Raw genomic sequence first — 23865 nt, 5'->3', positions numbered from 1 at the left:
AGACAGAAGAAACAGCTAGTCGCATAGCTCGGCAAGGCGCGAGACGCTTTCGACCAACACGTCGCGCGTCTCCGTGCGCACGCCATGTTCGCGCAATTTGGCGAAGGCGCGCGACAGCGTTTCCTGCTTCACGCCCAGCCGCGCAGCGATCAGCCTTTTGTCATAGGGCAAGCGAAAGCGGCACTGTTCTTCGCCCGGCGGGCACAGTGCGAGAATGAAGCTTGCGAGCCGCTGATCGGCGTTCTGCGCCTTGAGCGCTTCGATCTCCGTGACAAGCGCGGCGATCTTGTCCTTGGCGTCCTGAACGACCGCCGCACAAAGAGACGGCGATTCCTTCATCAGCCGCGAGAAGCGCGCTGCGGGGAATTTGAGAACCGAGGTCGGACCGATGGCCTCCGCCGAGACGCGGTAGGTTTCATTCGCGCCCGAAGGCGGTTCGCCGACCGTCTCGCCGTCGGAACAGATTCCGACAAGCGTCTCGTCGCCCGAGGATGCGATGCGCAATACTTTGACGTAACCGTGCAGGACGATCACGACAGCGTTCACGAGATCGCCTTGGCGGAAGATCGCGGCGCCTTCGTCGAAGGTTTCAACCTTGGCCTCGAGCGCTAGACGCGAGAGCGTCTCACTGTCGACGGAGGCGAAAAGCCGCAAATCGCGAAGCGTCGGCGGCTCGGAAAGCGTCGCGCGGGAACTGCGCCGGTTCACGCGGCCTTTGCGGGTTTGAGCAATTTCGAGCGCAATATCTCCATGCATTGTCACGCGGACCTCTCCCCTCGTTAAAAACCAGTCCCGGCGGTTTTGTCGAAGATTGCTCCGGAGCCGCCAGCTCAAATGCAATGGGGCCGATCAGATCAAGCAAAAGCAGGCTAGCGCGATTCAGAGCCGAGCGCACGGGACAAACCGTCGCACAGCCGTAAAAAAATACAATGGCAATGCAGCATTACTCGGAAGGAACGTCGCGCTCCAAAAGGAAAATCGCTTGTTCGCCCATCAGATTCCAAACCCACCAAGGCGCATTGACGCGAATCGGCGCGCCCGCGTGATCGAGCGCAAAGCCGCGTTCGATATGGGCGCCGAGATTGTCAACAAGCTCCACGAAATCGCGGATTGTACACAAATGAATGTTCGGCGTGTCGTGCCAGCTATAGGATAAATTGCCGGTCACCGGCATGCGGCCGCGAAAGGCGAGCTGGACGCGCACGCGCCAATAGCCGAAATTAGGGAAAGAGACGATGGCGCGGCGGCCGATGCGCAGCATATTGCCGAGCGCCTCGCGCGGATGGCGCGTCGCCTGCAATGTCTGCGACAGAATCACATAGTCGAAGCCGTCATTGGGATAATCCGCAAGATCCGTGTCCGCGTCGCCCTGGATGACCGACAATCCCTTGGCGACGCATTCGTTCACGCCGCGCTGCGAAAGTTCCACGCCGCGCCCGTCGACATTCTTCGCCCGCGCCAGAAGCTGCAAAAGCGCGCCGTCGCCACAGCCGACGTCGAGCACGCGGGCGCCCGGCTCCACCATGTCGGCGATGAGCAGATGATCGAGGCGAGGATGTTGAGTAAGGGTCATGGACGCGCCTTCAGCCCGCGCGCGACGGCGGCCGATTCGAGGAAGCCGCGCGTCGTCGCGATGAACATCGGCTCGTGCAGCAAAAAGGCGTCATGGCCTTTGTCCGATTCGATCTCGACGAAGGAAACCGAAGCGCCGCCCGCGTTCAGCGCGTGAACGACCGCGCGCGAATCGGAGGTCGGATAAAGCCAGTCCGAGGTGAAAGAGACGACGCAGAAACGCGTCTTAGTGTCCTTGAAGGCTTTCGCCAGAGAGCCGCCATAGTCTGCCGCGAGATCGAAATAATCGCAGGCGCGCGTCACGAAAAGATAGGAATTGGCGTCGAAGCGCTCGACGAAGGCGACGCCCTGATAGCGCAGATAGCTTTCGACCTGAAAATCGGCGTCAAAAGAGAATGTCGGGGCGGAGCGATCCTGCAGCTTGCGGCCGAATTTGCGTTGCAGCGCGGCTTCCGAAAGATAGGTGATATGCGCCGACATGCGCGCCACGGCGAGACCTTTTTCGGGGCGCACGCCCTGCTCGAGATAACGGCCGGCCCGCCAATCCGGGTCGGCCATCACGGCCTGGCGGCCGACCTCGTTGAAGCCGATGTTTTGCGCCGAATGTTTCGCCGCCGTCGCGATCGGCATGGCGGAAAAAACGCGATCGGGATAGCTCGCCGCCCATTGCAGCACCTGCATGCCGCCCATCGAGCCGCCCGCCACGCAGAAGAGCGTCTCGATGCCGAGATGATCGATCAGCATCGCCTGAGCGCGCACCATGTCGCGGATAGTCACCACCGGAAAATCGAGGCCATAAGGCTTGCCGGTCGACGAATTCGTCGAGGAAGGCCCCGTCGTGCCCATGCAGCCGCCGACGACATTGGAGCAAATGATGAAATATCGCTCCGTGTCGAAGGGCTTGCCGGGACCGACCAAGGCGTCCCACCAGCCGGGCTTGCCGGTTACGGGATGAACGCCCGCGGCATATTGGTCACCGGTGAGCGCGTGACAGAGCAGGATGGCGTTGCTGCGGTCGGCGTTCAAAGCGCCATAGGTCTCGTAACCGATAGCGAGCGGCGCAATGCTCCGGCCGCCGTCGGTGACGAGCGCGTGATCCATTGGGAAAACGACGCTTTTGCCGTGCGGCTTGCCATTCGCCCCATTTGCGCAGGGGGCCAGGATCGGCGGGGCGCCGTCGTCGTCCTTCGCCTGCTGAGATTGAGTCAAAACGATCCCCACGTTCGATATGCCGAACGAATTGTTCGGCACCATCGAGGCGCGGGCCGGGACTGTCAAGGCCCGAAATATGAGCGCTTGCTACTGGCTCGCTATCTCGCCCCGGTTTCGGCCGCCGGGGCGCTCATCAGCTCGAGAGCCGCGCCGAGCTGCGCGAGATCCTGCGGGCGCGACAGGCGGTGGTCGCCGTCGGCGACGAAGGTCAGCGTCACCGGATCGGCCGAGAGATGTTCGACGAGGGTCATCGCGTGACGCCAGGGCACGTCCGGGTCCGCCATGCCTTGCAGAATATGCACGGGCGCGTAGGCGCGAATGATGCCGCCGAGCAGAAGATGGTTGCGCCCATCCTCGATCAGCCGGCGCGTGATCGGCGTGGGGTCGGGCGCATAGTCGGACAGGCGGCGCCACGCCCCCTTCTCGATGATGTCGCGGCGCGCCGCCGCGTCGAGATTGGCCCAGATGAGCGCTTCCGTGAAATCGACGGCGGGCGCAATCAGGATAAGGCCGGCAAGGCGGCGCTCCTCGCCTCTTTCAGCGAGACGGCGCGCCAGAAGCAGCGCGAGCCATCCGCCCATCGAGCTGCCGACCACGATCTGGGGACCTTGCGTCGATTGCAGGAAGACCGCAGTGGTCTGCTCCAGCCAATCGCCGATGCAGCCGTCCTCGAAACGTCCGCCCGATTCGCCATGGCCCGAATAGTCGAAACGCAGAAAGGCGCGCCCCCTCTCGCACGCCCGTGCATCGAGATAGCTCGCCTTGGTGGAGGCCATATCGGACGCAAAGCCCCCGAGCCAGACGATTCCCGGCGCGGCGATCCCCGCGTGGGTCGGTTTTCGCAGCCGCCTTGCGATGCGCCAGGGCGGGCCGCCGGCGGGATTGGCTACATCGAGGAAGTCGGTTTGCGTCGGGGTCGGGATCAAGCTCATCTCTTCTTTTCGTCGATGCGGCGACGCGCGTTTTCGCTCCGCGCTTGTTTTGCCGCCATTTGCTCATAGTTGGTAAATAATCCCGTAAGAGAATGCGGCCTCACGAAGTTGGAACTGGTCGCCCGCCCCCTGATGCCGCAAACGCTCGCCCCTCCCAAAGCCCCCGCCGCCGACCAATCGCTGGTCGGGAGAACGGTGCTGCAGATTGTCCCCGACCTTCAATCGGGCGGCGCGGAGCGCGCCACGATCGATATGGCGGAAGCGCTCGCTCTCGCCGGGGGCCGCTGTCTCGTCGCCTCGCGCGGCGGCCGCATGGTCAGCGAGCTGCAATCCAAGGGCGGAATCTGGATTCCCTTCCCGGCGGCGACGAAGAACCCATTCGCCATGGCGCTCAACTCCGTGCAGCTCGCCCGCATTCTTCGCGACGAGGGCGTCGACATCGTCCACGCGCGTTCGCGGGCGCCCGCCTGGGTCGCTTATTACGCCACGCGCCAGACCGGCGCCAAATTCGTCACGACATACCATAGCGCCTACTACGGAACCTCGCCGATCAAGCTGCGCTACAACGCGGTCATGGCGACAGGCGACACGGTCATCGCCATTTCCGAATTTGCGGCGCAGCGTATTCGCCAATTGCATCCGGACGCCAGCGAACGCGTCGTGGTCATTCCGCGCGGCGCCGATCTGCGCGTCTTTTCGCCCGACGCCGTATCGCCCTCCCGCGTTCAGAGACTGCGCGCGCAATGGAATGTGGCGGCGCATGAGCGCGTCGTGCTGCTGCCCGCGCGGCTGGCCGCGCGCAAGGGCCATGCGGTGATGATCGAGGCGGCCAAGCGCCTCGCAGCGAGCGATATGAGCGACATTCGCATTCTCTTCGTCGGCGATCCGCACAGCGAGAATTTCCGCCAGGCGATCGAAACGCAGATCCAGCGGGCCGGGGTTTCGGATCTGGTCCGCAACGCCGGCCATTGCGACGACATGCCCGCGGCCTATCTCGCCGCCGCCGCCGTCGTCGCGCCCTCCATCGAGCCCGAAGCCTTCGGCCGCGTCGCTATCGAAGCCCAGGCGATGGGCGCGCCGGTTATCGTTTCCGACATCGGCGCCTCTCCCGAGATCGTGCAAGCGCCGCCGCAGACGCCGCGCCATCAGGCGACGGGCTGGCGCGTGCCGCCGGGCGATCCCGTCGCCCTCGCGCGCGCGATCGGCGAAGCGCTGTCTTTGACGGCTTCGGCGCGCGACGAATTGATGTTGCGCGCCCGCGACAATGTGCAGAGCCGATTCTCGATCGAACAGATGCAGCGCGCGACTCTCGATGTCTATCGGCGCCTTCTGCAGCAATAGGAGCCGCTCAGGATAACGCCGCAGCTTGCGACGGACCGTCCAGTCCACGTCTCATTGCGGTCGAAGATTTGCCCATTTGAAGAGAGACGCTTCCCTCATCGCCACGAGTAAGGAGCGATCGACATGAAGCGTATCCCAGTCTTCGATCTCTTCACGCGTCTTGTGCCCGCAGCCGCCGCCTTGGCGCTTCTCGCCGCGCCGGCGGGAGCGGTCGCCCCCCATGATCCCAACGATCCGCACGGCGTCTGGCTGCGCCCGGAAGGGGGAGAGCAATTCAGCTTCTACGACTGCGGCGCGCAACTGTGCGCCAAGCTCATTTCCGTCGAGAAGGCCGAGGATCAGAAATCCATCGGCACGGTGATCTTGCGCGGCGCCACCAAGAGCGGGCCCAACGAATGGAAGGGCAAGCTTTATAATGCGCAGGACGGCAAGACCTACGATGGCTCGATCACCATCAAATCGGCTAATGAGTTGCGGCTGAAGGGCTGCCTCTGGGGCATCCTCTGCAGCGGCGAAACCTGGACCCGCGTCAGCGCTGCGCCCGCGACCAAGCCGCAGGCCGCGCTCGAGCCGCACGCGAAGGAAGCAAGGGCCGCCAGCGCGGAATAATCGGCCAAGACGGGCGGCGCCGGTTCGCGGGTTAGCTTCCGAGGCGGCCTCGTCCTTCGAGACGCGAGCTACGCTCGCTCCTCAGGATGAGGCCTAAATGTCTTGCTTGCGCCGATGCAGAAGCCCCTCATGCTGAGGAGCCTGCGCAGCAGGCGTCTCGAAGCACGAGGGGCGTCATCGCCATTTGTATGCACTCTTGCGCCGCCTTTTTGAAAGGCGGCGTTTTTTTGTGCACTCCAACAGCATAGTTTCTGCTTCATTCGCCTCGCAAAACGCGCCATCGCCTTTACATTCGCTTCATCGAATCATCGGGCGTCGGGAGGCTGCGTGGGCGAGAATCCGTTACATCTCGAATCCTACCGCGAGGCGCTCGTCTTTCTCACCACCGCGGGCGTGGTCGTGCCTTTGTTCCATCGGCTGCGAGTCAGCCCGGTGCTGGGCTTCCTCCTTGCCGGCGCGGCGCTAGGGCCGCATGGGCTCGGCAGCCTCGCCGAGCGCTATGGATGGCTCGGCTATTTCACCATCGCCGATGTCGAGGGCGTCGGGCGGCTCGCCGAATTCGGGCTCGTTTTCCTGCTCTTCATGATCGGGCTGGAGCTTTCCTGGGAGCGCCTCGTGCGCTTGCGGCGGCTCGTTTTCGGCCTGGGGCTTGCCCAGGTCGCCGTTTGCACGACGATACTGGCGCTTGTCGGGCGCTATTGGTTCGGCGTCGACGCCGCGCCCTCGATCCTGATGGGCGTCGCCCTCGCCATGTCCTCGACGGCGGTGGTGATGCCCGTGCTCTCCGAAGGACGACGCATCAACAAATCGCCGGGGCGCGTCGCTTTCTCGGTGCTGCTGCTGCAGGATTTGATGGTGGCGCCGGCGTTGTTCTTCGTCACCGTCCTGGCCGAAGCCAAAAATGGCTTCAACGCGCTTCAAGCCGTTTACACTCTCCTGCCCGCCTTCGTCGCGCTTGCCGGCCTCATCATTTTCGGCCGGCTGTTGCTGCGGCCGCTGTTCCGTCTCGTCGCCGCGGCGCAACTGGCGGAGCTTTTCGTCGCCGCCTGCCTGCTGGTGATCGTGGGCGAAGCGCTGGTGACGGCTTCGGCCGGCCTCTCCATGGGCCTCGGCGCCTTCGTCGCCGGCCTGCTGCTCGCGGAGACGGAGTTCCGTCGCGAGATCGAGGTGACGATCGAGCCGTTCAAAGGCTTGCTGCTCGGCCTCTTCTTCGTCTCCGTGGGCGCGGGGCTCGACATTGGCGCGGTCGTCGCCGACCCGGCGCCGACGATCATCCATACGCTGGGGCTCATTGCGGTGAAGGCGGCGATCATCTTCGCGCTCGCGCTCTTGTTCCGCATCGACTGGCGGGCCTCGGCCGAAGCCGCCTTTTTGCTCGCCCCTGGCGGCGAATTCGCCTTCGCGCTTCTCACCGCCGCCATGCTCGCCGGCGTCCTGCCGGGCCACAACGGCGCCGAGACCATGGTCGTGGTGACGCTGAGCATCTTCTTCATTCCCTTTCTGGGGCGCCTCGGCGCGCGGCTCTCGCAGTCCGCCGAGCGCGCAAGCGATGAAACGAAATTCGCGCATCTCGAGCCGGAAAACGCCGTCGCCGAAGGCCGCGTCCTGATCGTGGGCTATGGGCGCGTCGGCAGCCTGGTCGGCGACATGCTGTCGCGCCACAATGTGCCTTTCGTCGCGGTGGAAAATCTTGTCTCCATCGTCACCGACGCGCGCGCGAAGGGCGTCGAGATTTATTGGGGCAACGCCGCGCGCAAGGACTTCCTGATGCGCTGCGGCATGGAGCAGGCGCGCGCCCTCGTCGTGACCATCGAGAACGCAGCGGCGGTCGAGGAGATCGTGCGTATCGCCGGCGAGATCAGGACCGATCTGATCATCGTCGCCCGCGCCCGCGACGCGCGCCACGCCACGACGCTCTATGCGCTCGGCGCCAGCGACGCCATCCCCGAGACGATCGAGGCGAGCCTGCAGCTTGCGGAGACGGTGCTCGTCGATGTCGGCGTGCCCATGGGCTATGTGATCGCCTCCATCCATGAAAAGCGCGACGAATACCGCAAGATCCTCCAGCCCACCGGCGAAGAAGCGCGCGCCCGTCAGACGGAAAGACGCAATAAGATAAAACGCGAGCAGGCGCGTCGCCGTATCTCCGGCCGACCGGCGAAAGAGACGGAGGAGGAGGCGTAGGGCGGCCCCAAGCCGCCGTTCTTCCTGATAATTTTCCTATTTGCGGCGCGCGGGGACAAGGATATATTCCTATTACAGGAACCATCCTTTCCCCAACCCGGTCGCGCCATGACGGACATTCTCTCCCACGCCCAGATTTGGGCGGCCATAGACGCGCTCGGCGAGCGCTATGGGCTCACGCCCTCCGGCCTCGCGCGCAAGGCGGGGCTCGATCCGACGACCTTCAACCGCTCCAAGCGCGAGACGCCGACGGGCCGCCAGCGCTGGCCCTCGACCGAATCGATCGCCAAGGTTCTGCAGGCGACCGGCGCGAGCCTCGACGACTTCATGGCGCTGGTCTCCGCGAGCGGCGAGGCGCGGCGCTACACCCGCCCGCTGATCGGCATGGCGCAGGCCGGCGCGGGCGGCTTTTTCGACGACTCAGGGTTCGCCGTGGGCGCCGGCTGGGACGAGATCGACATTCTCGCCGAGGCCGACGAGCACTCTTATGCGCTGGAGATTGCCGGCGACTCGATGGCGCCGCTCTATCGCGAGGGCGACATCGTCATCGTCTCGCCCGCTGCGCCGATTCGCCGCGGCGACCGCGTCGTAGTGAAGACGACCGCCGGCGAGATCATGGCCAAGGAGCTCAAACGCCAGACGGCGCGCTCGATCGAATTGCGCTCGATCAATCCAGCCTATCCCGACCGCGTCGTGCCGCGCGAGGACGTGAGCTGGATGGCGCGGATTTTATGGGCGAGCCAATAAGGCGCAAGGAAAGAGCTGTGCTATAGAGCGATTTCCTTTCCAAGGAGGTGGGCCCGAACATGCGTCATTCCCTCATCGCCTCGATCTTTGCTCTTTTGTCGGTCGGCGCCGGCGCCGCTCATGCCGAGGGCGCCTTGCGCGATCAGGCAAAGGGCCTGTTCGAGCCGATTCCCAAGACCGCGCCGGCGTTCCCCGACAATCCGGCGACGCCGGAAAAGCTCGCGCTCGGCAAGATGCTTTACTTCGAGACGCGCCTGTCCGAGCACCGGGACATGGCCTGCGCCACCTGCCACAACCTCAGCATGAGCGGCGTCGACACGATCGCCAGCAGCCAGCTCGCGGGGCGCGACGTGCAGACGGTGCTCAACGCCGTCTTCAACAAATCCCTATATTGGGACGGCCGCGCGGCTGATCTGCAGGACCAGGTCGTCAATTCGGTCATGGCCAATCCCAAGGCCGTGCTGAAGACGCGCGGCGGGCCCATGGCGATCAATCCGGTCGAGCTCGCCGCCACCAAGCAGCATGAAATCGATCAGCTCAAGACCGTGCCCGCCTATGTCGGGGCGTTCAAGACGGCCTTCCCCGGCGAAGCCGACCCCTTGGTCTACAACAATATCGGCAAGGCGATCGCGGTCTTCGAAGCGACGCTGATCACCCCCGATTCGGCCTTCGATCGCTGGCTGACCGGAGACGACGCGGCGCTCGACGACACGCAAAAGGCCGGCCTCGAGCTCTTCATCAACAAGGGCTGCGCCGCTTGCCACAATGGCGTGAACATCGGCGGGGCGAGCTACGCCAAATTCGGCGTCGTCGCGAATCCCGGCCCCGAATATCTGCCGCCCGAGGACGCCGGCCGCTACGCAGTGACCAAGAACAACGCGGACCGTTACGTGTTCAAGGTTGCGTCGTTGCGCAACGTCGAAATGACCCCGCCCTATTTCCACACAGGCTCGACCTTCGATCTGAGGAAAGCGGTGGCGGTGATGGCGGAGGCGCAGCTCGGCGCGAAGCTCTCCGACGACGAGACGACGAAAATCGTGGCTTTCCTGAAGACGCTGACGGGGAAGCAGCCCGACATCGTTCTCCCGGTCCTGCCGCCGCGCGACCGCTGATACTATTTCCGTTTGAACAGCGCGCATTGGGGAATGTCATTCCCGGCGGGCTGAAAGCCCGACCGGGAATCCAGAGCCACAAAAGCGCTGGTTCTGCTCTGGATTCCCGATCGCTCGCTTCGCGAACGGCGGGAATGACAGCGGGCCCAACCAACAGCGGCGGGCGCTATACTCAAAAAACAAGCGCCGCTCGCATGAGTCCATGCGAGCGGCGCTGCTGCTTTCGGAGGCTGATTAGTGAGCCTTTTTCAGCTTCAGCAGCTTGAACGGCGGCGGCGGCGTCACCGGCATATATTGCAGATTGAGATTGCCAATGCCGGCCGAGAGATTCAGCCCCGTATCGGCGGAAACGGAAATCGGTTGCAAGGAAATGGAATTGCTGGAGCCGCCGACCAGCACGGCGCCGCCAACCCCGGCGCCGACCGCCACTGATCCCTGCGCGCCCGCGTAATCGCCGGCCAAAGCGCCCGGACCGACCTTATTGGTCGCCGTCACAACTTCCCATATCATTTCACCAGGGCCGCTGATCCCGATATTCGCGCCCACATTGGTGAGCCGGCCGATATAGTGCTGCGGCGGCGCAGATTGGCCTTTATAGACGCAGTCGGCCACCTGGTTTTCTACCAGGATCATGCCGACCCCGCCCGAGAGATGACATTGCAGCGTGCCGACAGTCGCCGTCTGCGCAAGCGCGTTGGCCGGGACGAGCGCCAGGCCCAAAAAGGCCAGGCCGGCGAGCGACAGTTTCTTGGACAAAATCATTGGCGCCTCATTCAGGAAGAATCGGAGCGAGATTAGGAGAGTCCAGCTCAGGCTGGGTCCGGCAAGCTAACACGGCCGAGACGTCGTTCAACCTCGCTCTTCGCAATCGCGGTAAGGACAACGTAAACGATCTCGATCCTCGGCGCGCGTCAACGCGACGTTAACTCAGTCCGAACCCTTCTCCCGCGCGGCGCGCGAACCGATCGCCCGCGCGATTGTCGTTGTCTTCCGCTTATGCTCGGATATGCGGGGTGACCGAGCTCGGTCACTCCTCGCGTCGCAGTTTTCCTCAACGCCTTTCCCGGAGCGTCTCATGAAGCTACGTTATTTCTTTCTCGCTTCCTGCGTCCTCGCCGCCCAGGCGGCCGTCGCCGACACGAAAAAGCCGGTCGCTAAATGGACCTGCGAGGAGTTTCTCGCTGTCCAGGACGATTTCCAGCCCAAGGTCGTCTATTGGGCGACGGCCAAGGCCAAAAGCGGCAAGCCCGACTCCGTCGTCGACATCGAAGGCACGGAAAAAGTCGTGCCGATGATTATCGACGACTGCAAGAAAGCGCCGAGCGAGTCGTTCGTGACCAAGCTTCGGAACGCATGGCGCGCCGTGGAAGCAGACGCGAAAAAGCTGAAGGATAAACTGTAACGGGCCTGCATTCAGCCGCGGCGAGAAAGCATGTCGCCGTCATTGCGAGCGAAGCGAAGCAATCCAGAGCCGCGGTCGCCGCCCTGGATTGCTTCGTCGCTTACGCTCCTCGCAATGACGGCCGCGGCTGCGCCGGGGGAGCGGCGTGTTCACGCAGACTCGAGAACTATCCGCCGAACAGCCGCCGCAAGAAGCCCTTGGGCTTCTCGGGCCGGGGCGGCGGCGCGATAGTGGCCGTCGGCGGCGCCGCGGCTGCGGCGGTCATACCGACGGCGACGCGGGTCTGCTCCTCCTCACGCGCCACATCGGCGCGCGCCAGAAGCGACGCGAGCGCCGGCGCCGAGGCCGCGGAGATCCAACGGCCGGCGCGGCGGGCGGCGAGATATTCCGAAAGCGCCGAGGCGCTCTCGACGTCTCGCGATCTCTCGAAATGGACGATGGCGCTTTCGACCGCCGTCATATCTGCAAGGCGCCGGGCGGCGACAGAGGCGGCGCGCCGGACAACCGGGTCTACAGACAAGCCGATGCGCGCCGCGCGCAAAAACGGCATATCCTCTTCCCGGATCAAAACGCCGAGCGCGGCGACTTGCGACGAGGCGTCGAGGCCAGGGGGCGTCATTCCCTCGGCGCCGCAAGCAGCGGCGTAGCGCGCGGCGAGCGACGCGCCGCCACGTGGGTCCGCGACAACGCGCGCGCCCTGCGCCAGCGCTCCGCCGCGCATGAGCGCCGTCGCCAGCGCCGGATCGACGCCATAGGCGCCATAAGCGCCCATCTCTTGCAGCGCGGCCCGCGCCGGCGGCGGCGATTGCGTCGCGAGCGTCACGAAGCTCGCCAGTTGCAAGGGCTCGAACACATCCCACAGACCGGCCGCAGAGAAGCGGGTGGAAAAGCCCGCGCGCGTCAGCGCCTCGTTGAAACCGGCGACGAGCTTCTCCCGTCGGCTCTTCAACCCGGCCGCGCGCTCGGCGAAGGCGCGGGCGGCGGCGCTCGTATTGTTGCGGGTGACGGAATGGGCGGCGCGGCGCGTCAGCTCTTCGATGAGCGGATCGTCTTCGCCCAGGCGCCGGGGAACGAGCCCATCCGCCTCGAAACGAAAGAGCCGCGCAACGAGCGGACCGCCGGGATCGACCGGGGCGATTGCGAGATCGCCCTGCCGCGCGGCCGGCGCCACGAGCCCCAGATCGTCGCCAAGGGCAGCTCCGTAGAAATCGATCTCGATCGTTTCTCCCGCGCCGGCGCCGTTTTTTTCGAGGCTGCGCCGCACGGCGACGCCGTCGGCCTCCGGCGAATCGGGATCGAGCAAAAGGTTGAGGAGGTTCGCGACGACGATGGCGTCACGGGCCTCCACCGCATCGGGCGATTCGCCCGCGTCGCCCGTCGCCTCGCGAATGTCGTCGAAGGTCAGCGGGTCGATGACCGGCTCGCCGGCCTGCTTTTGCTCATGCATCCAGCCGCGCAGGCGGCGGCGTTGGTTGAGGACCAGCGCGACGCTGGCGCCGCCGAGCGTCGCGGCGCTCTCCTCCAGAGAATCGGGAATGCGCAGCCGCAGCATGGCGCGCGGCGCGCCATTTTCGTGCAGCCAATGCTGCATGATGGCGAAAGGCGCCTCGCGGGTGTCGGCGGAAGCCTCGATGTCGAGCCCGCGCGCCTCCAGCAGCAGCCGGCTCTGATAGGCAGGGAAGATGCGCCGCGCCGGCGCGAGCCGCGCGACGAGGGCGCCGCCCGCGCTCTGCTCGAAGGCGCGGCGCTGCCCGAAGGCCCAGACAAGGCGCGGCCCGGCCGTCGTGGCCTGCTCCCGCGCGAGCCGCTCGATATCGCCGCGCGCCGGAAACGCAACGAGCCGGAAGGCGGCCGCATCTGCGCCGCCGCCCTCCGGCAAGAGGGTCATCAACAGGCGATAATCGCCCTCCGGCGGCTGGTCGCGCTCCGAGCCCAGAAAAAGCGTCAGCTCCTCACCGTCGGCGGCGAGCAGGCGCACGAAACGATGTTCGAGCGAAATGTCGGCAATCACGACTCCGGCGCGCCAACGCGCCGCGTCGATCACATCGACGAGCGTGGGCTCGATCACGAAACCGGGGTCGCGCGCCGAAACGACGGTCAGCGCGGGGCGCGCCCCGAGCGGCGCGCGTTCGGCGCCGTCGAAGCACCCAATGACGAGCCGTCGCCGACCGTCCCAGAAATAGTCCAACTGCTCACGCCACATTCGCCACAGCGCCCGGTTGAAAGCCCAAGAAAAGCATGACGCCGCGGGCCATGCGGGGAAAAGGCGGCCAAAGAATAGCCGCGCTGCCCCTCGCCGCGCAAATACGATCAAAAATGTCGCGCGCCCGCGTCTTGACGCAGTGCGGGAGGAAGCACATCTTTGTGGTCGTAACCTCTTTCGCGGGAGAGACCGGCTCGCGCCGGCGCCGAAGGCGAAACCGCCCCGGAAACGCTCAGGCAAAAGGACCGCGGAGAGGACAGACTCTGGAAAGCGGCGCGGCGCTCGAAAAGCGCTTCGCCCACCGAAGGGCGTAACTCGCTTGCCGATCGGCAAGCGGGGAAATCTCTCAGGTCACCGGACAGAGGGGGCGCGTCGCGAGCCTGATTCCGCCCGCTGCGCAAACGCCCGAAGCCGGAGAGTCTCTTGTGACCGCTCAGCCCAACCACGATGGCGCCCCGCTGGCGCATTTGCCGCTCGACGCATTGCATCGCAGCCTGGGGGCGCGCATGGCGCCCTTCGCCGGCTATGACATGCCCCTGCAATATGCATCGGGCATCGTCTCCGAGACGCTGCACACGCGCCAGAAGGCGGGAGTGTTCGACGTGTCGCATATGGGCCAGGCGATCCTTGCCGGCGCGGGCGCTGCGCGCGCGCTCGAAAGCCTCACGCCCGGCGATCTCGTCGGGCTCGCGCCCGGGCGCATGCGCTACACGCAGCTTTTGAACGAAAAAGGCGGCGTTTCCGACGATTTGATGGTGACGCGGCTGCCGGGCGTCGAGGAGCGGCTGCTCATTGTCGTCAACGCGTCACGGAAGGCGGATGATTTCGCGCTCATTCGCGAGCGCCTGCCGCAATTCGACTTCATCCCGTTGAACCGCGCGCTGATCGCCCTGCAAGGGCCGCGCGCGGCGGCCGTCCTCGGCGCCCTCCTCCCCGGCGCCGAGGACCTTCCTTTCATGAGCTGGCGCGCTTTCGAAGAGAGCGTGTCGAGCTTCTTCGTCTCGCGCTCCGGCTATACGGGCGAAGACGGTTTCGAGATTTCGATGCGCGCCGACCGCGCCGAGCTTTTCGTGAAGGCGCTTCTGGACAATGACGGCGTGGCGCCGGCGGGGCTGGGCGCGCGCGACGCGCTGCGGCTGGAGGCCGGACTGCCGCTCTATGGGCATGATCTCGACGAGACCACCGACCCGGTGGAGGCCGGCCTTTCCTGGTCGATTGGCAAAAGGCGGCGCGCGGAAGGCGGCTTCCCCGGCTTCGAGCGCATCGACGCCGCTTTGCGCAATGGACCGCCGCGCCTGCGGGTCGGACTCCTGCCGCAGACCAAAGCGCCGGTGCGCGAGGGCGCCATCCTCGTTTCACAAAGCGGCGAAGTCGCCGGCCATGTCACCTCCGGCGGATTTTCGCCGACGCTGCAGCGGCCGATCGCCATGGGCTATGTCGCGCGCGAATATGCCGCGCCCGGCGTTTCGCTCGCCACGGAATTGCGCGGCAACCGCATCGGCGTCGATGTGGCGCCCCTGCCTTTCGTGGCGCATCGCTACTTCAAAGCCTGATGGGATGGGATGACCATGCTGCGTTTCACGAGGGACCATGAATATCTTCGGCTCGATGGCGACGTCGCGACCATCGGCATCTCCGACTATGCGCAGGCGCAGCTCGGCGACATTGTCTTCGTCGATCTGCCCAACATCGGAAAGAAAGTTACCAAAGGCTCGGAGCTCGCTGTCGTCGAAAGCGTGAAGGCGGCGAGCGAAGTCTATGCGCCGGTTAGCGGCGAAGTCGTCGAAGTCAACGCCGAGCTGGGCGAAAAGCCCGCACTCGTCAACGACGATCCGCTCGCCGGCGGCTGGCTCGTAAAGCTCCGCCTGGAGAACGCGGGCGAAGTTGAAACGCTGATGGACGAAGGCGCTTACGCCGGTTTCGTGAAGACCTTGTAGCGCCGGAAGGAACAACAGATGCGCTATCTCCCGCTGTCCGACGCCGACCGGAAGGCCATGCTGGCGACGATCGGCGTAGATAGAATAGAAGACCTTTACGCGGACGCGCCGGCCTCGGCGCTGTTGAAAGAACCGCTCGATCTGCCGCGTTACAAGTCTGAATTGGAGGTCGAGCGCATCTTCTCGCATCTTTCCGCGCGCAACACGCCCGCGGGACGCGTTCCTTTCTTTATCGGCTCCGGCGCTTATCGGCATCATGTGCCGGCAAGCGTCGATCATCTGATCCAGCGCTCGGAGTTTCTGACAAGCTACACGCCCTATCAGCCGGAGATTTCGCAGGGCACGCTGCAAACGCTCTTCGAGTTCCAGACCCAGGTCGCGCTCCTCACGGGCATGGATGTCGCCAACGCCTCCATGTATGACGGCTCGACGGCGACGGCGGAAGCCGTGTTAATGGCGCACCGGCTGACGAAGCGCCGCAAGGCGCTGCTCTCGGGCGGTCTTCATCCGCATTACGCCGAGGTCGTGCAAACGGTCTCGCGCCTTGCCGAAGACGAAACGATCGCCATGGCGCCCGACGTCTCGGGCACGGAAGACGTCATCGCAAGTATCGACGAGACGGTCTCCTGCGTCGTCGTGCAGACGCCGGATTTCTTCGGCAATTTACGCGATCTCACAAAGATCGCAGACGCTTGCCATCGCCATGGCGCTTTGCTCGTTGCGGTCTTCACGGAAGCCGTTTCGCTCGGCCTTTTGACGCCGCCGGGCGCCATGGGCGCCGACATTGTCGTCGGCGAAGGCCAATCGATCGGCAATGCGCTGAATTTCGGCGGCCCCTATGTCGGGCTCTTCGCCACGCGGCACGATTATGTGCGGCAGATGCCGGGGCGTCTCGCGGGCGAAAGCGTCGACGCCGATGGGCGGCGCTCTTTCGTGCTCACGCTCTCGACGCGCGAGCAGCATATCCGCCGCGACAAGGCGACGTCGAACATCTGCACCAATTCGGGCCTCTGCGCCCTCGCCTTCACCATTCATCTGACGCTGCTCGGCGAAGCAGGCCTCACGCGTCTCGCAAGGCTCAATCACGCCAACGCCGTCGCGCTGGCGGAAATGCTGGAGCGCGTTCCGAGCGTCGACGTGCTCAACAAAAGCTTCTTCAACGAATTCACACTGCGCGTGAGGGGAGACGCCGCGGCGCTCGTTGAAAAGATGGCGGCAAAGGGCGTGCTCGCAGGCGTCCCCGTCTCGCGGCTGCTGCCGAAAGCCGGTCTCGATGATTTGCTGCTCGTCGCCAGCTCCGAAACCAATACGCCGGAAGATCGCGCGGCCTTTGTCGCCGCTCTGGAAGGGTCTCTTTGAGATGCTCGACCGCCCCGCTCATATCGACGACAAAACGCCCGACACCTTCACCGGCAATCGCGCGCTCGATCAGGAAGAACCTTTGCTCTTCGAAATCGGCCGGACCGACGCCACCGGCGTCGACGTCGAGGAACCGCCGCAATTCGCCGCGCGCCTCGGCGGGCTGGAGCGAAAGGACCAGATCGGCCTTCCCGGCCTCAGCGAGCCGGAGGCGATGCGCCATTATGTGCGCCTGTCGCGCAAGAACTATTCGATCGACGCAGGGCTTTATCCGCTCGGCTCCTGCACGATGAAGCATAATCCGCGCGCCAATGAGAAGCTCGCGCGGTTAGAGGGCTTCGCCGATCTTCATCCGCTGCAACCCATCTCCTCCGTGCAGGGCGCGCTGGAGCTGATGGAGACGCTTGCGCATTGGCTGCTGACGCTCACCAATATGCAGGCGATCGCGCTTTCTCCGAAAGCGGGCGCGCATGGCGAACTCTGCGGCATGATGGCGATCAAATCCGCCGTCGCGGCGCGCGGCGAAGGCGCGACGCGAAACGTGGTTTTGATCCCGCAGTCGGCGCATGGCACCAATCCGGCGACGGCGGCGCTGCTTGGCTTTTCGGTGCGCGTCGTGCCCGCGGCCGAGGATGGAACCGTCCGCGCGGCGGCGGTGCGAGAAGCGCTCGGCCCGGATGTTGCGGCGCTGATGCTGACGAACCCCAACACTTGCGGCCTGTTCGAGCGCGAGATCATCGAGATCGCCGACGCCGTTCACGACGCGGGCGCTTATTTCTACTGCGACGGCGCAAACTTCAACGCCATCGCCGGCGTGGCGCGGCCGGGCGATTTCGGCGTCGACGCCATGCATATCAATCTGCACAAGACCTTCTCGACGCCGCATGGCGGCGGCGGTCCGGGCGCGGGTCCGGTCGCGCTGTCGGAAAGACTGGCGCCCTTCGCGCCCGTGCCGTTCCTTCGCCGCAACGGCGAAGCGCTCGAGCTTGTCGAGCACGCGGAGGGAACGCAAAGCTTCGGCCGCATGACGGCTTTCCATGGTCAGATGGGCATGTTCGTGCGCGCGCTCGCCTATCTTCTGGCGCATGGCGGCGATGGCGTGGCGCTGGCGTCCAAAGACGCGGTGCTGTCGGCCAATTACGTGCGCGCGTCATTGCGCGACGTCATGAGCCAGCCGTTCGGCGATCGCCTCTGCATGCATGAAGTTCTGTTCGACGACGCCTGGCTCAAGGGCACAGGCGTCTCGACGCTCGATTTCGCCAAGGCGATGATCGACGAGGGCTACCATCCGATGACGATCTATTTCCCGCTCGTCGCGCATGGCGCCATGCTGATCGAGCCGACCGAATCGGAGTCGAAAGCCTCTCTCGATCTCTTCATCGCGACGCTGCGCGATCTGGCGAAGCACGCCAAAGAAGGCGACGCCAAGCGCTTCACCCAAGCCGCGCGCCTCGCGCCCCGCCGGCGCGTGGACGAGACATTGGCGGCGCGCAAGCCCGTGCTGAGGTGGAGCGCGGAGTCTTCGTCATTGCGAGGAGCGTAGCGATGAAGCAATCCAGAGCGGCTACTACGGCCCTGGATTGCTTCGCTACGCTCGCAATGACGGGGCGTCATTCCCAGCGCTCAAAGGAGTGATCGGGAATCCAGAGCAAGGTTAGCGCTAGCTGCGCGATCTGGCGCGCCCGTGCTGAAGCGGTGCGCGCAGTCTCCGTCATTGCGAGGAGCGTAGCGACGAAGCAATCCAGAGCAGCCATCGCGGCCCTGGATTGCTTCGCTGCGCTCGCAATGATGGCTTATGTGATGTCATTCCCGACGCTCGCAAAGCGAGCGATCGGGAATCCAGAGCAGAACCAGCGCTCTTGTGGCTCTGGATTCCCGGTCGGGCTTGCAGCCCGCCGGGAATGACAATCGCCAACGCGAGCAGTTCAAACTGGAACGGCGTCACTTCCGCCCGAAAAGCCTCTCTATGTCGGAGAGCTTCAGCTCCACATAAGTGGGCCTGCCATGATTGCATTGCGCCGCGCCCGGCGTCGTCTCCATCTCGCGCAGCAGCGCGTTCATCTCAGCGGCGCTCAGGCGGCGGCCCGCGCGCACCGAGTGGTGACAGGCGCAGGTCGCCAGCACATGGTCGAGACGCCGGGAAAGGCCGCGCGCGTCGCCGTCTTCGGCCAGGAGATCGGCAATGTCTTCGACAAGCCGCTTGTGGTTCACCTCGCCGAGAATGCCGGGCGCCTCGCGCACCATGACGGCGCCGGGTCCGAAGGGTTCGATCACGAGACCGAGCGCGCCGAGTTCCTCGAAGGCGCCGGCGAGCGCATTCATGCGCCCCTCGTCGAGATCGACGACGACGGGAATAAGCAGCATCTGCCGCGCGACGCCCGTCTCCGCGCGTTGCTTCTTGAGCTTCTCATAGACGAGCCGCTCATGCGCCGCATGCTGGTCGACGATGACGAGCCCATCGCGCGTCTGCGCGATAATATAGGTTTCATGCAATTGCGCGCGCGCGGCGCCGAGGGGCGCGTCATCGGGCGTCTCTGTCGGCGCCTCATGCACGCGGGCCATGGGCGCGCCGGTTTCGAAGGTCGCTTGCGGCGCTTCGGCAAAACCGCTCGGCGCATAGGGAGAGTTGGCGGTGCTCCAATTCGCGGGCGGCGGCGCGCGATAGGGCGTCGGCTCGCGCGGGCCGTTGTAGCGCGCGAGCATGTCGATCGCCGTGCGGGCGTTGGTGTTGGCGCTGCGATGGCTCTTTTCGGCGAGCGCCTGTTTCAGCGCGCCCACCACGAGGCCGCGCACGAGGCCGGGATCGGCGAAGCGGACTTCCGCCTTGGCCGGATGCACATTCACATCGACGATGCGCGGATCGCAGTCGATGAAAAGCGCTGCGACCGGGTGACGGTCATGCGCGAGAAAATCGAGATAGGCGGCGCGAATGGCGCCAGCGAAGAGCTTGTCGCGCACCGGCCGCCCATTGATATAGACATATTGCGCCTGCGCATTGCCGCGATTGTAAGTCGGCAGGCTCGCGAGCCCTGCCAGCCGCACGCCTTCGCGCTCGGCCGCGATCTCGAAGGCGTTGGCGCGAAATTCTTCGCCCAGCACCTGCGCGATGCGGCGAGCGGAATCCGCGCCGCAAGCAGGATAGTCGAAGAGCGCGCCGCTGTCGGCGGAGAGCGCGAAGCGCACCTCAGGATGCGCCATCGCAAGGCGCTTGACCACATCGACGACGGCGGCCGTCTCCGTGCGGTCGGTTTTTAAGAATTTCAGCCGCGCCGGCGTCGCGGCGAAAAGCGCGCGGGCTTCGATCCGCGTGCCGCGCGGCCAGCTCGAGGCGATAAGCCCGCGCTTCTCGCCCGCCTCCACGCGAATGGAAAAACCATGCGGCGCCTCTTTGGCGCGCGTATCTATCGTGAGGTCGGCGACGGCCGCGATGGAGGGCAGCGCCTCGCCGCGAAAGCCGAGCGTCGCGATATGGGTGAGGTCGCCGTCGGGAATTTTCGAGGTGGCGTGGCGTTCGACGGCGAGCGCGAGATCATGCTCATCCATGCCGCAGCCGTCGTCGATGACGCGAATGAGCGAGCGGCCGCCGTCTTCGATGGCGACGTCGATGCGCGTGGCGCCGGCGTCGAGCGCGTTCTCGACCAGTTCCTTCACGGCCGAGGCCGGCCGCTCGACCACTTCGCCGGCGGCGATGCGGTCGACGAGGATGGGATCGAGGCGACGGACGGCCATGGCTACCGCGTCGCGCCCGGCTTCCACAGCACATCGCCCTTTTCGCGATTGGCGTAGCGCGAGGCGACGAAGAGGAAGTCGGAGAGACGATTTACATAAGCAAGCGCGGTCGGCGAAAGGTCCTCGCCTTCCGTCTCCATCAGCGTCACCATCACGCGCTCGGCGCGGCGGCAGATGGTGCGCGCAAGGTGCAGATGCGCGGCGACCGGCGTCCCGGCTGGCAGCACGAAGGAGCGCAGCGGCGCGAGATCGGCGTTGAGCGCGTCGATCTCTTTCTCCAGCCGCGCCACCTGCGAGGGAAGGATGACGAGCCGCATCGACGGATCGAGCGGCTTGGCGGGATCGTGCGGTGTCGCTAGCTCAGCGCCGAGGTCGAAGAGATCGTTCTGAATGCGCTCCAGCATGGCGTCGAGCGCGGCGTCGGCAACCGCAAGACGCGCGACGCCAATCGCTGCGTTGGTCTCGTCGATTGCGCCATAAGCCTCGACGCGGATGTCGTCCTTGCGACGGCGGGCGCCGGTGGCGAGCGAGGTGGCGCCCTTGTCGCCGCCCCGCGTGTAAATCCTGTCGAGCTTCACCACGTCGATCAGCGTCCTTTGAAATAAAGCGCCGCCAGCGCAATGGCGAGCGCGACGAATTGCAGGCCGACGCGCCAGCGCATCAGCGTCTGCGACCGCTGGGGCGCGCCCTCCCCGCCGCGAAACATATTGATGAAGCCGGCGAGGAGCACCGAGAAAACCGCCGCGGCGGCGACGAAGACCAGTGTATTGGACAAGGCGATCAACTCCCGGGCAGGTTAATCCGCAGCAAGTAGAGCTCCATACCTCCCCTTTACGGGGAGGTCGGCGGCCAGAGGCCGCCGGGTGGGGTTCACGCCGCTAGCCGTCGTTGGGGCTTTACCCCACCCGACCCCGCTTACGCGGGGCCACCCTCCCCGTAAAGGGGAGGGATGGGCTCACGCCCAGCTATGTCGATCGGGAGCCCCGGATTCGTCAGTTTCACCGCCGCAGCAGGCGTTGCAGATAGTCCAGCTCCTCGGTCGGGCGCTCGGGCTGGCCGAGGCGGCGGCGCAGCTCCTCCTGCACGCGATGGGCGCGTTGCGCCGGCGGCAGGCCGAGCGGATCATATTTCTCGTGCGAGGCGCGCTGGCCGCCCGACGAGCGCCCGAGCGGATCGCGCCCCTGGCCGAAGCGCCCGCGCGCCTTGCCATGGCCCTTGCCGCTCTGGCCCTCTTCGCCTTCCTCGCCCTGTTGGCCGTCGCCGCGCATTTGCTCGGCGAGCTTGTCGGCGCCCTTGCGCAGAGACTCCACCGCGCGGCCCTGGGCGTCGACGGCCTTGCCGCGTCCCTCGCCCCCGGGCTTCAGCGCCTCTTCCGCTTCCTTCATCGACTTGCGGGCGTCGTCGAGCGCCTCGCCGGCCTCGCCCGCTTCACCCTTCATTGCATCCTGCTGGCGCTCGAGCTTGTCGCGCAGGCCCTGCTGGCGCTGGCGCTCCGGACCGGCCTCGTCGCCGGCCTGCGCCTGGCCCTTCTTGCCGCCGCGCTGTTGCGGCCTGCGGGCGTCGTCGTCCGTGGGGTTCTTCATCCCCTGGAAGGTGTCGTCGCGCAGTTGCTGCTCTTCGCGCGCAAGCTGGTCGATCTCGGAGAGCGCCCGCTGCATCTCGCGGCGTTTCTTTTCGCGGGCGGCGTTCTGAGCGCCGCCTGCGTCGCCCGTCTGGGCGTTTTCCATAATGTCCTGCAATTCGTCGAGGAGCCGTTGCGCCTCGGCCATATCGCCTGATTTCATCGCCTTTTCGATGTCGTCGAGCATGGCCTGCAAATCGCTGGGGGTGACGCTGTCGGGATCGCTCGCGCTTTCGCTCTGCTGCTGATCCGGCGGCTGCGCGCGGGCGCCGAGCTGCTCGAGGAATTTGTCGAGCGCGGCGCGCAGCTCCTGCGTGCGTTTGGCGATCTCCTCGTCATTGGCGCCGCGCGCCAAGGCCTCGCGCAGCGCCTGTTCGGCGGCGCGCAGATCGCGCTCGGCTTGCGGCGCATTGCCGTCTTCGAGACTGAGCGCCATGGCCCAGAGCATGTCGGCGACGCCGCGCAATGCGTCGTCGTCGGGCTTTCCCTCCAGGCTGCGGCGCGCGGCGCGCAGGCCGAGATGGACGGCGGAGGGCGTGTCGAAAACCTCGGGCGCGATCGACAGCGCCTCCAGCGCTGCGCGCACATTGGCGCGTTGCTCGGGATCGAGCGCCAGAATGCGCCGCTGCTCGACGAGCGCCTTGGCGAGCGGCTTGGTGAAGCGGCGCTGCGGCAGCGTCACCTCGGTCGGGTCGGAAGCGCCCTCATTGCCGGCGGCGTCCTTGGCGATGAGATGCATCGTCATCCGGGCGCCCGCATAGGGGCTGTCGGCGAGATCGAGCGTGGCGCGGCCCTCGCCCAATCCGCCGGCGCCCGCCGGAAGCTCCAACGGCAGGCGCGGCGGCTCGTAAAGCGCGCGGCCGGCGGCTTGCTTGCTGAACACGGCCTCGGCGCTCACGACGCCGTAATCGTCCTCGGCGCGGTAGGAGAGCGTCATCGTGCCGCGCGCATTGTTGCGCGGCTTGCCGACAAGCTCGATCGTGGGGACGAGGTCAGGAATGGCGGCGATGGTGAAGCTGCGGCCGTCGGAAAGATCGATCCGGGCGTTCCCGCCGAGAGCGAAGCCCCGCTCCTTCTTCTCCGCGGAGTCGATTGGCGTCAGCGCGCCTTCGACAGAGACATTGGCGTCCGTCGGCCGCAGCCGCAGCGTCGAATTCACGGGCGCCTGAACCGCGCCGCTCTCCTGCCCTAGCACGATGGGCGGGCGCCCCATGTAAGCCGGCGGATCGAACCAGGCGTCGATGCGCTGCGCCGGCTCCAGCAGATGAATGGCGCGCCAGTCGAAAGCGGCGGCGAGCCGGGCGCGCTTTTCATCCCCTGCAACGAAGGCCGCGGCGACCGCGGCGACGAGCGCCAAAGCGCGCAGCGCATAAGGATCGCGTTCGGGCAGGCGCGGGCGCGGGGCGGCGACGGGCGTCTGCGCCAGCGCCGTCTCCAGCCGCTTGCGGTGCAAAGCCCAGAGGGCGGCGGTGGCGGGATCGGCGTTTTGCGCCGCAAGCGTATCGTCGAGCGAGGCGGCGGGCTTCAGCGGACCATCCGCGGCGGCGTCGAGGCGCGCGGCGGCGGCCTTGCGCTTCGGCAGGCCGCGGGCGATTTCGCGGGAGGCGAGGTAGAGCGCCAGAAAGCCAAAGAGTGACACGCCGAGCATACGCGCTTCGACCGGAACCGCGCGCCAAAATCCAAGCCACGACAGCGCCACGAAAAACAGAGCCAGCGTCACCAGCGCCGCGCCGAGCCTCAGCAGCCGCTCGGCCAGGATCGCCGTCACTGAGCGGCGCAGCGCATATTCCAACGGGCCCGCGCTTCTCAGCCGGCTGTTTTCATTCTTCGAGGAAAGGTCCATTCGCGCTCCGGCGAGACGACGTCCCGGTAGAGATGGCGGTCTGCCGCCGACTATACAATCCA

At 65.8% G+C, this 23865-nt stretch carries 20 protein-coding genes and 1 riboswitch; of the genes, 10 read left to right on the top strand and 10 right to left on the bottom strand.

Translation table 11 applies throughout. From position 1 onward, the window contains the following. Positions 1–15 precede the first annotated feature (15 nt). From QNA11_RS15405 to QNA11_RS15390, 4 genes are all read right to left on the bottom strand, one after another. Positions 16–756, bottom strand: coding sequence for a Crp/Fnr family transcriptional regulator (locus QNA11_RS15405; RefSeq protein ID WP_202071519.1), 741 nt, complete (start codon positions 754–756; stop codon positions 16–18). Between the two features lie 187 nt (positions 757–943). Then, positions 944–1573, bottom strand: coding sequence for a methionine biosynthesis protein MetW (gene metW / locus QNA11_RS15400; protein ID WP_283483709.1), 630 nt, complete (start codon positions 1571–1573; stop codon positions 944–946). Next, the gene (metX, locus tag QNA11_RS15395; RefSeq protein WP_283484225.1) at positions 1570–2673 is read right to left on the bottom strand and encodes a homoserine O-acetyltransferase MetX; all 1104 of its coding nucleotides are present in this window, start codon (positions 2671–2673) and stop codon (positions 1570–1572) included. The genes metW and metX overlap by 4 nt, the downstream gene beginning before the upstream one ends. A gap of 209 nt (positions 2674–2882) precedes the next feature. Further along, positions 2883–3716 (bottom strand): alpha/beta hydrolase, encoded by an 834-nt coding sequence (locus QNA11_RS15390; RefSeq protein ID WP_283483708.1) that lies wholly within the window; start codon positions 3714–3716, stop codon positions 2883–2885. Between the two features lie 132 nt (positions 3717–3848). On the opposite strand from QNA11_RS15390, the gene QNA11_RS15385 reads away from it, so the two are divergent. The 5 genes from QNA11_RS15385 to QNA11_RS15365 all read left to right on the top strand — a co-directional run bounded on the left by QNA11_RS15385 (position 3849) and on the right by QNA11_RS15365 (position 9709). Further along, positions 3849–5057 (top strand): glycosyltransferase family 4 protein, encoded by a 1209-nt coding sequence (locus QNA11_RS15385; protein WP_281932063.1) that lies wholly within the window; start codon positions 3849–3851, stop codon positions 5055–5057. Positions 5058–5180: 123 nt separating this feature from the next. After that, positions 5181–5666 carry a DUF2147 domain-containing protein gene (locus tag QNA11_RS15380; RefSeq protein ID WP_202071126.1) on the top strand — a complete coding sequence of 162 codons (486 nt, stop codon included), beginning with the start codon at positions 5181–5183 and terminating at the stop codon, positions 5664–5666. 327 nt (positions 5667–5993) lie between these two features. Further along, the gene (locus QNA11_RS15375; protein ID WP_283483707.1) at positions 5994–7850 is read left to right on the top strand and encodes a cation:proton antiporter domain-containing protein; all 1857 of its coding nucleotides are present in this window, start codon (positions 5994–5996) and stop codon (positions 7848–7850) included. Positions 7851–7958: 108 nt separating this feature from the next. Next, positions 7959–8597, top strand: a complete 639-nt coding sequence (locus QNA11_RS15370; RefSeq protein ID WP_283483706.1) for a S24 family peptidase — start codon at positions 7959–7961, stop codon at positions 8595–8597. A 59-nt stretch (positions 8598–8656) separates the two neighbouring features. Next, positions 8657–9709, top strand: a complete 1053-nt coding sequence (locus tag QNA11_RS15365) for a cytochrome-c peroxidase (protein ID WP_283483705.1) — start codon at positions 8657–8659, stop codon at positions 9707–9709. A gap of 234 nt (positions 9710–9943) precedes the next feature. On the opposite strand, the gene QNA11_RS15360 is transcribed toward QNA11_RS15365, so the two are convergent. Further along, positions 9944–10471 (bottom strand): DUF992 domain-containing protein, encoded by a 528-nt coding sequence (locus QNA11_RS15360; RefSeq protein ID WP_202071122.1) that lies wholly within the window; start codon positions 10469–10471, stop codon positions 9944–9946. A 313-nt stretch (positions 10472–10784) separates the two neighbouring features. On the opposite strand from QNA11_RS15360, the gene hdeA reads away from it, so the two are divergent. Continuing rightward, positions 10785–11111, top strand: coding sequence for an acid-activated periplasmic chaperone HdeA (gene hdeA, locus QNA11_RS15355; protein ID WP_283483704.1), 327 nt, complete (start codon positions 10785–10787; stop codon positions 11109–11111). Between the two features lie 166 nt (positions 11112–11277). On the opposite strand, the gene QNA11_RS15350 is transcribed toward hdeA, so the two are convergent. After that, entirely contained in the window at positions 11278–13314 is a 2037-nt protein-coding gene (locus QNA11_RS15350; protein WP_283483703.1) for a hypothetical protein, read from the bottom strand. A gap of 170 nt (positions 13315–13484) precedes the next feature. After that, positions 13485–13572, top strand: a riboswitch (glycine riboswitch). 167 nt (positions 13573–13739) lie between these two features. Between QNA11_RS15350 and gcvT the strand changes: the two genes are divergently transcribed. The 4 genes from gcvT to gcvPB are packed head-to-tail and all read left to right on the top strand — an operon-like array spanning position 13740 to position 18153. Then, on the top strand, positions 13740–14867 hold the full coding sequence (gene gcvT, locus QNA11_RS15345; RefSeq protein ID WP_281929530.1) for a glycine cleavage system aminomethyltransferase GcvT: 1128 nt from the start codon (positions 13740–13742) through the stop codon (positions 14865–14867). 9 nt (positions 14868–14876) lie between these two features. Next, on the top strand, positions 14877–15251 hold the full coding sequence (gene gcvH, locus QNA11_RS15340; protein WP_283483702.1) for a glycine cleavage system protein GcvH: 375 nt from the start codon (positions 14877–14879) through the stop codon (positions 15249–15251). Between the two features lie 18 nt (positions 15252–15269). Further along, a complete protein-coding gene (gcvPA, locus tag QNA11_RS15335; protein WP_283483701.1) occupies positions 15270–16610 on the top strand; it encodes an aminomethyl-transferring glycine dehydrogenase subunit GcvPA in 1341 nt (446 codons plus the stop codon). A 1-nt stretch (position 16611) separates the two neighbouring features. After that, a complete protein-coding gene (gene gcvPB / locus QNA11_RS15330) occupies positions 16612–18153 on the top strand; it encodes an aminomethyl-transferring glycine dehydrogenase subunit GcvPB (RefSeq protein WP_283483700.1) in 1542 nt (513 codons plus the stop codon). A gap of 398 nt (positions 18154–18551) precedes the next feature. Here gcvPB and mutL read toward each other — a convergent pair whose 3' ends face one another. From mutL to QNA11_RS15310, 4 genes are all read right to left on the bottom strand, one after another. Then, entirely contained in the window at positions 18552–20339 is a 1788-nt protein-coding gene (mutL, locus tag QNA11_RS15325; RefSeq protein WP_283483699.1) for a DNA mismatch repair endonuclease MutL, read from the bottom strand. A gap of 2 nt (positions 20340–20341) precedes the next feature. Then, the gene (locus QNA11_RS15320; protein WP_283483698.1) at positions 20342–20920 is read right to left on the bottom strand and encodes a cob(I)yrinic acid a,c-diamide adenosyltransferase; all 579 of its coding nucleotides are present in this window, start codon (positions 20918–20920) and stop codon (positions 20342–20344) included. A gap of 5 nt (positions 20921–20925) precedes the next feature. Beyond that, the gene (locus tag QNA11_RS15315; protein WP_502867537.1) at positions 20926–21114 is read right to left on the bottom strand and encodes a twin transmembrane helix small protein; all 189 of its coding nucleotides are present in this window, start codon (positions 21112–21114) and stop codon (positions 20926–20928) included. Positions 21115–21337: 223 nt separating this feature from the next. Further along, entirely contained in the window at positions 21338–23803 is a 2466-nt protein-coding gene (locus QNA11_RS15310; protein WP_283483696.1) for a TIGR02302 family protein, read from the bottom strand. Positions 23804–23865: the final 62 nt, after the last annotated feature.

The organism is Methylocystis sp. JR02, from assembly GCF_030063565.1.
GTDB classification, from domain to species: domain Bacteria; phylum Pseudomonadota; class Alphaproteobacteria; order Rhizobiales; family Beijerinckiaceae; genus Methylocystis; species Methylocystis iwaonis.
This window is presented reverse-complemented; position numbering and strand designations above follow the sequence as displayed.